The following is a 14,262-nucleotide window of genomic DNA, read 5'->3' as shown; positions in this document are numbered from 1 at the left end:
CCTCCGGGAGGATCGCGGAAAATGCCTGCTTACCGCTTCGACAACAAATACTCCAACCACAAGCCCGACAACTTCTCCTGCACCGAATTCTGCCGCAAACGGGCGTTCAGGTTCGGGAAATCCACCCGGTCGAGTTCCTGGTCCTGGTTGTAGCAGGAATACACGAAGTATTCCTTGCCGGTTTCGGGATCGACATGCTTGCACAGACATTGGGCGCAGACGCCTTTCATCATGCACTGCATGGGCGAGTTGATGGAGCCGATGGCGCTGTGGTGCGGCTTGAGATAGGGCTTGAGGATGCCGAAGCGGGCCGCTTTCACCGCCGCCATCATCCGGTCGGAGCCGATGACGATGAGATGGTCCACATCGTCCAAATGCACCGGGGTCGGGCCGAGTTGGCCTTCGGCGTAGGCCACCATGGCCTCGACGATATTGCCGACGAAGGTTTTATCCTGCGGGCGCAAGGGCTGGATCGGCTCGGCACCGGGGAGCTTGTCCACCGACCAGACCACCACGTCCGACGCCGCTTCGATCTCCTGGATTTTGAACACGTCCTCGCGCTTGCGATAGCCCGCGAAATACACCACTTGGCTACCCGCCGCCCGTAGCGCCTTGCCGATGGAGAACAACACCGCGTTGCCCAAACCGCCGCCCAACAGGGCCACGGTCTGCCCGGCGTGGATTTCGGTCGGAGCGCCGGTCACGCCCATGACGATGACGGGATCACCCGGTTTCCACTGCGCCAGCAGGCGCGAGGACGAGCCCATCTCCAGGGCGATCAGCGAGACCAGGCCTTGTTCCTTATCCACCCACGCGCCGGTCAGGGCCAGACCTTCGGCCAGGAGCGTGGTGCCTTCGACCACCGGGGCATAAGCCTCGAAATTCTGCACCCGGTAGAACTGGCCGGGACAGAAATGCTTGGCGGCCAAGGGCGCCCGCACGATGACTTCGATGATGGTCGGTGTGATCCGGTTGATTTCGACGATGTGGGCCAGGAGCTTGTCGTCCAGGCTGTGTTGGAAGGCTTTGAGCTTCTGGTCGCGCTCGGCTTGGCGGCTGGCGTCGAGCGCCGCCAGCTCTTTTTCGTAGAGCTTGGCGATGTAGGGATAACCGTCCTTGGCGCTGGCCATCGCCTTCACCACGTTGCCGGCGTAGACCGGATGGTTGTCGCCGTAGAAGGTGATGAAGCGGCCTTGGCGGCGATAGGAGGTGAACGGCGCGGGCTTGCCCAGCTTGGGCATCGTCTGGTCGTGCATCGGTTCCCACTCGAAATCCCCATCCTTCGCGCCCAGGGATTCCCAATTTGGCTGGTAGCGCTGATAGAACTTCTTATCCATCTCGAAGCTGTCCGGGTGTTCGGATTCGTAGATGGTGTTGGGCGAGGTCCCGGCGGCGACGAACAGGCTCCTGAGCGGTACTTCCAATTCCTCGGCCTTGCGCCACTTGCCGTCTTGCAATTCCAGCCGCTCGAATTTCACAGCGCGGAGGTGGCCGTAGGGGTCTTCGAGGGCTTCCAGCGGATTCATGCCGGGGGCGAGGCGGATGCCTTCGTCCAGGGCTTCCTTGATTTCCTCGGCGTTCTGGCGGTAGGCCGGGGCATCCTCGATGCCCTTGCGGTAGAACATCGTCACCCCGCCCCAAGCCTCCAGGAACGGCAGGAAGTGGGGTTTTTCCCCGGCGGCCTCGGCGCGTTGGCGCTCGGCCTGGATGATGCGGCCATGTTCGAGGAACTCGTCGAGGATGGCGGTTTCCTCGGCGTCGTAGCGGGCGCGGACGGCGGCTTCGCCGTGGATGTAGCACAGCTTTTCATAGCGGTGCAGCACCTTTTCCACCTGCACCGGGTAATAGGCCAGGGCTTCGGTGCAGGTGTCGATGGCGGTCAGGCCGCCGCCGATGACCCCGGCCGGCAGGCGGACTTGCATATTGGCGAGGGAGGATTCCTTGGCCGCGCCGGTCAATTGCAGGCCCATCAGGAAATCCGACGCCTTGCGGATGCCGCGGATCAAGTTGTTCTTGAGATCGATGACGGTGGGCTTGCCCGCGCCGGAGGCGATGGCGATATGGTCGAAGCCCAAATCCCAAGCCTCGTTGATGGTCAGCGTCCCACCGAAACGCACGCCGCCATAGATGCGGAAGTTGTGGCGGCGCAGCAGGTTGAGATAGATCACCTTGAGGAAATTCTTATCCCAGCGCACGGTGATGCCGTATTCGGCCACGCCGCCGAAGCCCAGCATGATGCGCTTATCCAAAGCTTCGTAGAGGTCGCGGAAATCGCGGATCGGTTGCGGCGGGGTGTGGGCGTCGCCGGTCAGGGCTTTCGGCAGCGGTTCGATCTTGAGGCCGTCGATGCCGACCACGCCGAAACCTTCGTTCAGGAGGTAATGCGACAGGGTATAGCCCGCCGGACCCATGCCCGCGACCAGCACGTTCTTGCCGTTGTAGGCCAGGGCGTGCGGGCGCTTGAGGTTCAAGGGATTCCAGCGCGTCAGCAGCGAATAAATCTCGAAACCCCAGGGCATGAACAGCACGTCGGTGAGGACGTTGGTTTCGATCTGCGGGATGTTGACCGGCTCGGTCTTCTGGTAGATGCAGCCCTTCATGCAATCGTTGCAAATCCGGTGGCCGGTGCCGGGACACAGCGGATTGTCGATGGTGATGAGGGCCAGGGAGCCGATGTTGTCGCCCTCGCGCTTGACCGCGTGCATCTCGGAGATTTTTTCCTCCAAGGGACAGCCGGTGATGGTGACGCCCAAGGGATTGCTCTTGTAGCTGCCGTCCTTCTTGTTCCGCATGCCCTTGGAGCAGGAATCGGTGTCGCGGTCGTGGCAGTAGATGCAATGGTCCACCTCGTACAGCGTGCGGCGCTGGCCGAAACGCGGATCGGTCAGGCCGAAGCCGTCGCGGCGGCGGTGGTGTTCCTCGGGGCCGGACCAGATCGAATAGCCGTCGATCTCGCGGGTGGCGTGGTGGACCAGATGGGCGAAATCGGATTTGGCCGGGGATTTGAAGCTGAGCCAGCCGGAAACTTCAGCCTGGAATTCGGGGAGCCGGGTCGCGGCGAAGGTCCAGCGGCATACCACGTCGTAAAGGCCCGCAGCGAGTCCGGCGTCGTCCTGGCTTAGCAGGTTCTCGAACAGGGCCGGGGCGCTGTCGTGGGCCAGCAACCGCCCGCGCAGGGTGGCGGCAAGGCCGGTATCCGCGCCTGCGCTGGCGTGTTTGAGGGCCACGGCCAGCCCGGCCACGGCGGCTTCGCGGTCGGCCTTGAGCGGGCTGTCCTCGACCGCGACGGCCAGCAGGGTGGTGAATTGCTGGCGCAATTCCGCCGCGTCCCAGGTCGCGGGGTCCACGCCTTTGTAACGGCTGGCGACCTTGCCGACGATGTCGTTCTTATAGGCGAACACGCCGTCGAAATCGGCGCGGATGGCGGCGATCTGCGCGGCCCGCTCGGCCTCGACGCCGAACAGGCGGGCCACGAAGCCGCCGACTTCCGGGGCCATGCGGACCAACAGGTCGGAGATTTGTTCGGGTTTCATGCCCGCGCCGTGGCTGGCGCGGTATTGCGCGAATTCGGCGAACAGTTCGGGTTGGCCGGCTTGGACTTGGGCATCGAAGTCCGCCGACAGGGCCGCCAAACGGGCGGGATCGTACAAATCGGCATAGGTGTAGCCGGGCAGGCCCAAGGTCAGGTGTGTGCTAGGGGAATCGGTCATGGTCTTTGGCTGATGATGCAGGAATGGGGTTGCCCGTGCGGGCGGTGGAGACCGTCCGCGCCGCCGCGTCGGTATCGTGGGCGTAGGGGGAAGGGCGGGAATTTTAAGGCAAACGGCGGGATGAAGTCGATTTCGCGGGCATGGGGGTGGGCGCGGGGCGCCCACCCGCCGGGGCTTATGGGGTCTCCTGGCTCAACAGGTTGTTTTTCTGCAAGTCCGCTTTGATGGCGGCGATGACGCCATCCGCGATGATGTTGTCCTTGCCAGACAACTGGCGGCGCAGGTTGATGATCCCGAGGCCCAGTTTCATGAGGCCGCGGTCCAGGCAGCTATCGACATTGGTTTCGATCAAGCGCCCGGTCAGGGCTTGGGCACGGGCCTTGACCAGCTTATGCAGTTCGGTGAAATCGGTCAGGGCGTCCTTGGGCCATGCCGGTTCCGGCACGGTCTGGGCGCATTCCCCATAGAGCGGGATGATGGGCAGGAAGAGGGCTGTGCCGTCTTGGAACGCGCGCTCGGTGCCGAATTGCGCGATGGCCGGGTCCGGCCACTGGCCCGCGAACACCGGGTTGTCCCGGTGCAGCAGGAAGGTGGTCTGGAGGAAGCGCTGGCAGTTGCGGCGGCCCAGTTGGTAGTCGTGGTCGCGGAACCGCCAGTGCATGAAGCCGCCGAACGCCCCCAGCGTGGCCGAGGCGATGGCCGGATTCCCAGGTCCCATCCCCGAACGCTTGGGCGAGACGATCCAGCGGCTATGCACATCGCCGCGCTTGGCCAGTTCCAAATCCTCGGTCTTGAAGCGCAATTGCGAGAGCATGGCCCCGACCAGGCCCTTGAGGACCGGAATCAGGCCGGTGTCGGGGGCGTAGCCGCAATCGTAGGTCAAATCGTTGGGGAAGGGATCGACCATCAGCACGCTGGCGTTGGCCTCGATGGCGCTGCGCGGCAGGTGCTTGTCGGTGGCGGCGGTGCCGGGGATACAGGACATGACGTCCAGGTCGTTGGCGAGGAAACGCCGCGCCAGTTCGAACGGCTCGTTGTTGGCGACCCCGCCGTCCACGTTGACGAATTCGTAGACATACGATTCCTTCGGCTCGATACACTGGGGCCAGGACGGTTCGATGGGTTCCAGGGTCTTGCAGACGCAGGGTTCGTCGGCTTGGGGGGCATGGGGGATGGACCAACAACGTTGGTCGTAGGCGGCAGTGCCGGTGCGTTCCAACACCCGCGCCGCTAGGCCGACCGGGAACGCGCCGCTGGCGAGGGCCGAGCGCTTGAGCATGTCCCAATTGCCGCCGAGGCCGTCGTATTCGCCGATACGGCCCAGGGGCAGATAGGTTCCGGGGTGTCCCTGCCCGTCGCTATTGGCGAGGAAACTCATGTAATCGGCGTGCTGGGACATGCCGAACACGCTGCCCTGTTCCCCGGTAAAATTGATGGAATAGGGGACGCCGCGCAGGTTGGTGACGGTGAAGTACAAGGCCAATGGGGCGCGTAGATAGCCCGGCCAGTCGGCGCGGGTCCAGGCCACGTTGATGACTTGGTTGGCGATGGCGTCGAGGGCGTCGGAATTCAGGATCGAGGCCACCGCGCCGGGCTGGGGCGGCGCGGTGTCGCCGCACCAGCCGAACAAACAGCAGGCCGTGCGCCGGAGCCAGTTGCGGGGGTCTTGGACGGCGGTTTTCTCCAGGTCGTCCAGACCGAGCATGGGGCGGATGTCCACCTTTTGCACCCAGGCGCGGTAGAGTTGGGTCGGTTGGCGCTGCTCTTGGGGACGGAGGTCGGGATAGTTCTGGTCGCGGATGGCGGAGGCGAACACGGCCCCGGCGATGGAACCCGCCGAAGCGCCGGTCACGACGTCGATGCGGGCGGTGTGGGTGGGGACGCCGGATTCGCGTTTCTTGCGTTCCCAGATTTCGAGGGCTTCCATGAGGAAGTCCACGACGCCGGCGGTGTACGCCCCGGCGGAAACAGCACCGGCCATGACCAGCCCGATGCGGAAAGTGGATGGGGATTCTTCTGCCATTGGTCCATACCTCGTCGATGATTTGAGTAGGTGGAAGGCGGCTGTGATGGCCGCGTTCGGGGCGCATCCATTCCGTGGCGATGGGCGGTGCTTCCATCGCGGGCGATTGTCGCGTGCTTGGGGGATTTGGGCAACGGGGCGGAGGCGGGTGTCTCTGAAAAATTCAGGAGCGGGCGCGGAAAGGTGGGCGGGGTGTTGCGGGGATTGGGCGGTGGGTGAGCGCATCGGGTCGCGATGGATGCGCTATTTGATGTAGGGCGGAATATGCTGCGCTATTCCGCCCTACGGGCTACGGGACAGCCCATTTTAAATCTTCGAGAGAAACTCAGGCACGGTCAGTCCTGCGGCACGGATCAATCCGCGTAGCGTACCTTTTGCTACTTCCCGGTGGTCTGGGACTGATAGGGTTGCCATTTCACCCGGCTTAACCATGACGATATGGCTCCCATTTTGCCGGACAACCCGCCATCCCAAGCTTTGGAAAACCCGGACTACTTCCCGCCCATTTAAGCTGGGGAGGACTGGACCCATTACGCGGCCACTTCGATCAAGCGGGTTTCCAGAGTTAACGGCAATCCCATTTCGGCGCGTACCTGCAAGCATTGGGCGATGGCGTCTTCGATGTTTTTTAGCGCCTCGTCCTTGGTTTCGCCTTGGGAGATACAACCGGGGATCGATGGGCATTCCACGATCCAGATGCCGTCTTCGTCGCGGTCGATGGTCACGTTGAATTTCATGGGGTTGCTCCTGGGTTTCGATGGGCTTGTGGGATGTGCTGGGCAGAGGGGGCGCATCGGGTCGTGATTGATGCGCTTCGCAAACTCAGCGTATCCTACGGGCTACGGAGAAGGGTATTTTGGGGGGGGCACCGCTTTAAATTTAAAGATCTTCTGGGGTGCATATATATTCGCCAGACGATGACTGCCATTCATTTTTAGGAATACTATATTTTTTTATTTCAAATTCATTAACTTTAAAAAAGCTAACGAATCTTTGCTTTTTCGTATCAACAACCCATTCATTGCTGGCTTTAGAAAACTTCAATTGGAGGATATATTCAAAACCATATGATGGGTTCTCATTATCTTTAGATTGTGCGCGAGTGCTTTCTACGTCAATTGATACAGAGCTACTGTAGGGGAATATAATAGAGTTTGTTTTTTCCAGGGTGAAAGTTGGTCCGCTTAAAATTTTATCTCCCTTTCCGAAGTGACCTTTCAGGCAATTAACTATTAAAGGCAGCTTATCTGTAGCTAGTTTTTCTCGTTGTTGTTCGGCAATCAAAGATGATTGTGGTATATTTGAATCTAATTCGGATTTTTTCCGGCCAACAAATAATCCATTGCCGCTAATTTCATTTTGAGCAAAAATCAAAATTAAAAATATAGCAATTATAGTTAATAAGATATTTTTATATACTTGTGTTTTCATATAAATAAATCCAACTGTTTTTGGTATTGCGGTATCTATATTTTTGATGTTAATATTGGTTTTATTTCGGAAGTAAGAGGATTCAAGAGCCTGCTTACCTTATTTGTAGAGTAGTTTGCATTTTATTAAGACCGATATCAACCGTTGAGTCCCACCCACGGAACCATTCCCCCCAATCCCCACCCCAACCCAAGTCCCGGCCCAACCCGGTTGAAGCCATGGACAACGAAGTGCTAGGTTAGCTGCCACTAATAAAACGAGGTTCCCGCCCCCATGAAAGAAATCGTGAACGCCCTGTATCCCACCCTGCTGCAATCCGACGCCGTCGAACCCCCACCGATCCGCCGCCCGCCACCGGCCAAGGCCAACCAAAACGTCATCGATCCCACCAGCTTCCAATCCATGGAGGTCGATAAGCTGTTCGACAGCGTCAACCACGCCAGCACCGTCGCGGGCCAAGCCACCCTCTACCGCTCGCTTACCCGCCCCTTGGCCGACGCCGGCCTGATCCGCGCCAAGCAAGACGCCGTGCGCGAGATCGAAACCAGCGGCGAAATCCGCCAACGCTTGGAGAACCTCATCAAACAGGCCAGAGACACCGAAAAGGACTTCTACGACCTGCTGTTCGGCACCTTCGTCGGGATGCTGTCCTCGCCCGCCCACAAGCTGGAAATCGAAGGTTACGGCTACGCCAGCTATATCCGGGGCACCCGCTTCATGCTGAACCTGGTGGACGCCGCCCACCGCCTGCCCACCCCGCAAAGCGAATACCTCGCCACCCTGGTCGACGACCTCAAGGGCTTCTCGAAATCCCGCGCCTACGCCTTGGCCCATGGCCCGGCCTACCGCACCGAAAAAGGCATGGCCACCAAGGCCGAGAAAGGCTGGTTCGTGCCCGGCATCAAGTTCAAGCCCAGCTTGTTCAAGCCCGGCTTGCTCGGCCTCGTCGGCGTGTTGTTCCTGGTGTTGATGGAACTCATCCCCATCGTGTTCGAGATGTTCGATTCCATCGGCCCCACCATTTGGTTGTTCATCGCCCCGCTGTCCCTGCTGTATATCCCCGTGGTTGGCGGTTTCGACCGCGATGCTTGCATCTATCCCTTGCGCCTGATTTTCAGGAAATCCAACGATGTGCAGAATCTTTTGGATTCCCTGGGCAAACTCGACGAACTGCTGAGTTTCGTCCGCCTCAAGGAAAACTTCCCCCATCCCATGACCCTGCCCAAAATCCTCGACACCGACCGCCACACCCTGGAAGTGAAGAATGTGCGGAATCCCATCCTCGGCAAGGACAACCGCGATTATGTGGGCAACGATCTTACCCTGCGCGAGGAACGCCTGACCCTCGTCACCGGACCCAATAGCGGCGGCAAAACCGCCTTCTGCAAGACCCTGACCCAAACCCAGCTACTGGCCCAGATCGGAAGCTACGTGCCCGCCGAACAGGCCGAGCTTTCGCCCGCCGACCGTATCTATTACCAGATGCCCGAAATCAGCCATCTCGCCGACGGCGAAGGCCGTTTCGGCACCGAATTGCGCCGCACCAAGGAAATCTTCCTCAGCAGCAGCCCGCAAAGCCTGATCGTGATGGACGAATTGTCCGAAGGCACCACCCACGAGGAGAAGATCGAAATCTCCATGAACATCCTCGACGGTTTCCGCCAGAAGGGTAATAGCACCCTCCTCATCACCCACAACCACGAACTGGTGGACCGCTTCCAGGAGAAAAAAGTCGGACTGGCCCGGCAGGTCGAATTCAAGAACGACCAACCGACCTATCGTTTGATCGAAGGCATTTCCAGGGTCAGCCACGCCGACCGGGTGGCGAAGAAGATCGGTTTTTCCAAGGAAGATATCGCGCGCTATTTGACCGGGAGGTAGGGCCATGCTCGATATCCATCAAATCCTGGTGATGCGGGACAATTATGTCTACCTGCTGCGCGATCCGGCCACTGGGGCCACGGCGGTGGTCGATCCGGCGGCAGCGGAGCCGGTGCTGGCGGCTTTGGCGCGGACCGGCTGGAAACTCAGCCACATCCTCAATACCCACCACCATTGGGACCATGTGGATGGCAACCTGGCGCTGAAGCAAGCGACCGGCTGCAAGGTCTACGGCGCGGCCCGCGACCGGGGCGATATTCCCGGCCTGGATGTGGCGCTAGGGGAGGGCGATGTGGTGGCGTTGGGCGCGATGACCGCCCTGGTGATGGCGGTGCCGGGCCATACCCAAGGCCATCTGGCCTATTGGTTCAAGGCGGATCGGGCCTTGTTTTGCGGGGATACGCTGTTCGCGATGGGCTGCGGGCGCTTGCTGGGCGGCACAGCGGAGCAGATGTGGAACTCCTTGGGCTGCATCCGCGACTTGCCGGACGAGACCCTTATCTACTGCGCCCACGAATATACCGAGGCCAATGGCCGTTTCGCCCTGACGCTGGAGCCGGATAATCCAGCCCTGGTCGAGCGCATGGCCCGCGTGCGGGCACTGAGGCGCGACGGCAGGCCGACCGTGCCTTCGTCGTTGCTGGAAGAGCGGGCGACCAATCCCTTCCTCCGCCCGGACAGCGCCGAAATCCAGGCCACGCTGGGCCTGCGCGGCGCGGAGCCGATGCGGGTGTTCGCCGAAACGCGGCGGCGCAAGGACGCCTTTTGATCCCGTAACCCGGATTCCGCGGTTTACGGTTTCAGGTCCACAAACCCCAGCGTCCCCGCGCCAACACGGTCAGGGCGATCAAGCCGTTGGTGGTCATATGCGCCACCACGGCATCCCCGATCCGCCCGCGCCGGTACAGCGCCAGCGCGTAACCCATCCCGGCCAGGCTCCCGGCCAGCCAACGCTCATGCAATAGCCCGAACAGTACCGAGCTCGCCAGGAACGACACCCAGGTGAACCGCCCCGGCGGGACGGTTTCGATATCGCGGGCGATCAGCTTGCGGAGCAAATAGCCGCGGAACGCCAATTCCTCCGCCAAGGGCACGGCGACCACCGAACCCAACACCCGGAATACCAACCACAGCGCCGCCGGCCCGCCCGATAATCCGGCCAAACCCTGGGCCAACCCGGCCCCGTCCGCGCCGGAGTCGGGTTCCAAGGCCATCCAGACCGCGAAGACCGCGCCGCCGATCAGCGGAGCCTGCCAATCCCAATGCCAGCCGAGCCGGGTATAGGCGTTCCAGCAATACCCCAGGACCGCCAGCGTGACCAGCACTTTCAGTGGGTATAGGCTATCGAAGCCGCCGCTGGAAAACGCCGCGGTTATCATCGTGGTCGCCAGCAAGGCTAGCAAGGGTAGGAGTAGGCCGGTTTCCAGCCGTATCGCCCCGCCCTTGGACGGGGAATAGGCCGGGCTGGTGGCGAAATAGTGCCAGCGATGGGAAACCCACAGCAGGCCCAGGATGATAAGGATCAGCATGATCCAGCCGGCTTGGGCATGGAAACCCTCGCTGGCCAATTCCGGCGAAATCTCGCTGCCCAGGATAATCAGGGCGGCGATACGCAAGGCGTTCCCCAGCCAGATCGCGCAGATACCCAAGGGAAATAACCAGAACGATTGCGGAAACCTCAGTTCCTTGTGGAATAAGCCGAGATATAACGCGATGAATAAGACAATGAGGCTGATACCTTCGATCCCCGAACAGGCATAGGTGATTTCCACTGCGAAATCAGGCGTGCCGACCACGGCGGATTCCGGTATATAAACCCTATCTGGGTAAATCCAGCCCAATAGGGTATGGACCAGCGCCAAGGTATAACCGGATAGGATACCCCATAACTCTTTTTGGGCCAGCGGGGCTTCTTGCCATACCAGTTGTTCCACGACACGGGAAGCGCAATAACCCAATACCATCCCCGCCACCAAGGCCGGGGCTTCACGGCGGACCAACCAAGCCCAGAACCGGGCTGGTGCCAGCGCGAGCAGCCAGAGCCACAGGGTCGCGCCCAACAGCGCGGCCCAAACCACGGCCCCGCCCAGGTCGAGGCGCTCGGCCTGGGTGGGTTGGGCGAATAGATAGGCGGTGGTTGCCACCAGCGCCACGAAGGCCAGGCACTGGCCGCACAGCCAGCCTTGCCAACGATGATAGCGGGATTGTCGCCGGAACTCCCCGAGCAGGTGGGCATGGCGCGGGGCCAGGAGCAACAGGCCGCCGCTGCCCAGCCATAGCCCGAGTTTCCAGATTTCCTTGGTATGGTGGAAGAGCGCCACCGGGCCATAGGTATCTTGCGCGAACCGGGGTATCGGGGAAAACAGGCTGGGTACTGTGTAGCTCGATTTCATGCCGACGAATTCGGCGATGAGGAGAGCGGATAAAAATAACCAGGGGATACCCTTATCCCATGGCCAGGGTGGGTAGACAAGTGCTGACATGGCATGCGCGGGCTATCGGCTGGGCTAATATCCTAAGCCTAGGGTTATTTATGGCGGATTTGACCGGTACCCGGAAGAATCCGGGATGGGATGGCGGCCCTGGGTCCGGGCCACCATCCCAGGGTCTAGGGTCAACGGGGATCGGAGGAGCGCCGGGTTTTCGAGCGCTCGCTCCGGAGCAAAAGTATTCCGGTAATAAGCGCGACCGCACCGGGTCCGGCGGCGGTGCTGATTTCCGGTGCCCTGGGCCAGGGCTTGCCCCCGCCTGGTATCGGGCCGAAGGGCTTGGCCGTGGCTGTGCCCATGGATAAGGCCAGGACCGCCAATCCCACCGCCAAGCGATATCGGGTTTTCATAGATGTATCTCCCTGTTATACGACATGTTGAAAACATATCTGCATGGCATAATCGGCTTGGGGGCTGGGCGCGAACACCCAAACTTAATCATGCCGGATATTTATACTAAAAACGCCAACCACGCCGCCATAGTGGAGACTACCTATCAAGGATGGGGATGACGTGGGAGCGGCAGGGTATTGGATTCCGCGTCCATGCCGGGAGCGCGGCGGGGTTCGTGTTATCCCGGTGGGGCGGGGCGTCGCCCCTGCCGCGATTTCCGCGATCCTGCCCCGTCCGGCGCAGCGCCGGGCCGGGATTTATAGTCCGGTCCGCCACCCCGCTTATACTCATAAAGCCCAGGTCTACCTTGGGCTAGGGCATTTTCATGTTTTCTGTAGGGTGGATGCGTATTCCGTGACCACTCTTGCTGAAGACCGTACACCCAAACCGGAAATGTTCTAGAACCACAACAAGAGGCTTCAAGCTATGCACCAGATCACACCGGCCCGATTTCGCCGCCTCGCCCTCCTGGCCCTGGCCCTGGCCGCCGATGGCCGGGCCGGGGAAAACCATGTCTACGAATACCAAGGCCAGCGCTATCCCTATACGGTCGAGCAGACCGGCGAGAACCATACTTTCGAATTCGAGCGGAACCCCGGTCCCGAAAGTGGGCGGCGGCGGGCGGCGATGCATGTGTTCCAGTCGGTCTATGGCGATTATTCGATCAAGCCGGGCTATGTCGATGCTTTCATGAAGGAGGGCGCGATGTGCTTCGTGTTCGATGGCGATCTTTACAGCTACCGGGCCTGTTTCCTGCCCAACGATTTTTCCGCGGCCCGCCACCAATTCTGGGGCTTCGTGTCGCGGGTGCCGAATGTGAAATGGTTCCTGACCCGGCAGATCGGGCCGGGGCTGTTGGGCCTCGGTTTGTTGTTCTGGGGAGTGGGGCGGTTGGGACGGCGGACGGGGTGAAACCGGGCCGGGCCGTTTATAATCCGGCCCTGGTCGAATTGACGGGGAGCCCGGCGTGATTACCTACGATCCTAAATCCTGGTGGGGACTGATTTTCAAATTCCACAAGAGCGACACCTTCAGGCGCTTGCTGCCGGCCATGGCGACGGTCGGGGTGTTCTCGGGGGGGATCGCCTTCGTGGACCGGGAACTCTGGCCGGAACACCTGAGTTCCACCACGGCGGTGCATTCGCTGCTGGGTTTCGTGATTTCGCTGCTCCTGGTGTTCCGCACCAACACCGCCTACGAACGCTGGTGGGAAGGGCGCAAGCTTTGGGGTTCTCTGGTCAATACCTCGCGCAATCTGGCTTTGAAGCTCAATGCCTATCTGCGCAAGGGCCATCCCGTCCGCGCCGCGCTCGCCACCCAACTGGGTGCCTACGCCGCGACCCTCAAGGACCATTTGCGCGACGCCAATCCGCCCCACAAAGGCCCGATCCGCCATGCCCCCAACGCCGTCGCCGCCTATTTGTTCGCCGAGATCGACGGCCTTTACCGGCGCGGCGACCTGACCGCCGAACACGTCCTGATGCTGAACCCCGACCTGACCCAACTCACCGAGATTTGCGGGGCCTGCGAGCGGATCAAGAAAACCCCGATCCCTTATTCGTATAGCCTGTTCATCAAGAAGTTCGTGTTCGCCTACATCGTGTCCATGCCCTTCGTGTTCGTGGATTCCTTCGGTTATTGGACGGCGTTGTTCACCACCTTCATCTTCTACGTCCTGGGTAGTTTGGAAATCATCGCCGAGGAAGTGGAAAATCCCTTCGGCACCGATGCCAACGATCTGCCCACCGACGATCTCGCCCAGACCATCGCCGCCAATGTCCGGGATATCCTGGTCGGCAACGGTGCCGCGCCCAGGGCGTGACCCCGCCCGTGCCGCCATCCCACCCAAGACCCGGCTCCCGGCCTGGACAAGGTTTGCTGAATCCCAACCCAAACGCTACCGCTGGCACGCAGGGCAGCCACCAATGAACCTGTTCGCGAACCCGATATGAACACCGTGGAAATACTGATCTTCATGGCCGTGGCCGGATGCGGCTGGCTGTGGTACGAAAACACCCAGGCGCGGGAAACCGCCCTCGCCGCCGTGCGCGAAGCCTGCCGGGCCGAAGGCTTGCAACTCCTGGACGAAACCGTCGCCCTGACCCGCTTGCGGCCGACCCGTACCGCCGACGGCTGGATCGCTTGGTGGCGCGTCTACGAATTCGAGTACAGCGACACCGGCGACAACCGCCGCCGGGGCGGCGTGCATCTCTTGGGGGGACGGGTGACTTTGTTGAATGTCGGACTCAGGCTGGTGGCTTCCCGTTGAACACCGGAAACCCGATTAGGATTAGGCGTTTTCCCAGAAACAGCGTATGCTGTCGCAAGTTTGTCG

12 protein-coding genes are annotated in these 14,262 nt (G+C 61.0%); 5 read left to right on the top strand and 7 right to left on the bottom strand.

Going from position 1 to position 14,262, the window contains the following annotated elements:
* Positions 1-29: 29 nt before the first annotated feature.
* The 5 genes from B9N93_RS13295 to B9N93_RS24745 form a co-directional block, all read right to left on the bottom strand.
* Positions 30-3,710: a pyridine nucleotide-disulfide oxidoreductase gene (locus B9N93_RS13295; RefSeq protein ID WP_085214413.1), complete on the bottom strand. Its 3,681-nt coding sequence runs from the start codon at positions 3,708-3,710 to the stop codon at positions 30-32.
* 175 nt (positions 3,711-3,885) lie between these two features.
* Positions 3,886-5,733: a patatin-like phospholipase family protein gene (locus B9N93_RS13290; RefSeq protein ID WP_085214410.1), complete on the bottom strand. Its 1,848-nt coding sequence runs from the start codon at positions 5,731-5,733 to the stop codon at positions 3,886-3,888.
* 306 nt (positions 5,734-6,039) lie between these two features.
* Positions 6,040-6,264 (bottom strand): type II toxin-antitoxin system HicA family toxin, encoded by a 225-nt coding sequence (locus B9N93_RS26860; RefSeq protein ID WP_085214408.1) that lies wholly within the window; start codon positions 6,262-6,264, stop codon positions 6,040-6,042.
* On the bottom strand, positions 6,264-6,470 hold the full coding sequence (locus tag B9N93_RS13280; RefSeq protein ID WP_085214406.1) for a type II toxin-antitoxin system HicB family antitoxin: 207 nt from the start codon (positions 6,468-6,470) through the stop codon (positions 6,264-6,266). The genes B9N93_RS26860 and B9N93_RS13280 overlap by 1 nt, the downstream gene beginning before the upstream one ends.
* A gap of 142 nt (positions 6,471-6,612) precedes the next feature.
* Positions 6,613-7,164, bottom strand: a complete 552-nt coding sequence (locus tag B9N93_RS24745) for a hypothetical protein (RefSeq protein WP_125468978.1) — start codon at positions 7,162-7,164, stop codon at positions 6,613-6,615.
* A 273-nt stretch (positions 7,165-7,437) separates the two neighbouring features.
* On the opposite strand from B9N93_RS24745, the gene B9N93_RS13275 reads away from it, so the two are divergent.
* A complete protein-coding gene (locus tag B9N93_RS13275) occupies positions 7,438-9,045 on the top strand; it encodes a MutS-related protein (protein WP_085214404.1) in 1,608 nt (535 codons plus the stop codon).
* A gap of 4 nt (positions 9,046-9,049) precedes the next feature.
* Complete coding sequence (gene gloB / locus B9N93_RS13270) at positions 9,050-9,814, top strand: hydroxyacylglutathione hydrolase (RefSeq protein ID WP_085214402.1); 765 nt, start codon at positions 9,050-9,052, stop codon at positions 9,812-9,814.
* A 31-nt stretch (positions 9,815-9,845) separates the two neighbouring features.
* On the opposite strand, the gene xrtE is transcribed toward gloB, so the two are convergent.
* Both xrtE and B9N93_RS13260 read right to left on the bottom strand, forming a co-directional pair.
* Positions 9,846-11,438 (bottom strand): exosortase E/protease, VPEID-CTERM system, encoded by a 1,593-nt coding sequence (gene xrtE, locus B9N93_RS13265; protein ID WP_254899391.1) that lies wholly within the window; start codon positions 11,436-11,438, stop codon positions 9,846-9,848.
* A gap of 221 nt (positions 11,439-11,659) precedes the next feature.
* Positions 11,660-11,884 carry a hypothetical protein gene (locus tag B9N93_RS13260; RefSeq protein WP_085214397.1) on the bottom strand — a complete coding sequence of 75 codons (225 nt, stop codon included), beginning with the start codon at positions 11,882-11,884 and terminating at the stop codon, positions 11,660-11,662.
* 469 nt (positions 11,885-12,353) lie between these two features.
* Here B9N93_RS13260 and B9N93_RS13255 point away from each other — a divergent pair, with 469 nt between their 5' ends.
* The 3 genes from B9N93_RS13255 (at position 12,354) to B9N93_RS13245 (ending at position 14,196) form a co-directional block, all read left to right on the top strand.
* Complete coding sequence (locus tag B9N93_RS13255; protein WP_085214395.1) at positions 12,354-12,839, top strand: hypothetical protein; 486 nt, start codon at positions 12,354-12,356, stop codon at positions 12,837-12,839.
* A 55-nt stretch (positions 12,840-12,894) separates the two neighbouring features.
* Positions 12,895-13,749, top strand: a complete 855-nt coding sequence (locus tag B9N93_RS13250) for a bestrophin family protein (RefSeq protein WP_085214393.1) — start codon at positions 12,895-12,897, stop codon at positions 13,747-13,749.
* 126 nt (positions 13,750-13,875) lie between these two features.
* The gene (locus B9N93_RS13245; RefSeq protein WP_125468977.1) at positions 13,876-14,196 is read left to right on the top strand and encodes a DUF3301 domain-containing protein; all 321 of its coding nucleotides are present in this window, start codon (positions 13,876-13,878) and stop codon (positions 14,194-14,196) included.
* The last annotated feature ends 66 nt before the right edge of the window (positions 14,197-14,262 follow it).

Origin of the sequence: Methylomagnum ishizawai (genome assembly GCF_900155475.1) — a bacterium.
GTDB lineage: Bacteria > Pseudomonadota > Gammaproteobacteria > Methylococcales > Methylococcaceae > Methylomagnum > Methylomagnum ishizawai_A.
The sequence above is the reverse complement of the archived record's forward strand: the minus strand, read 5'-3'. Positions and strand labels throughout refer to the sequence as shown.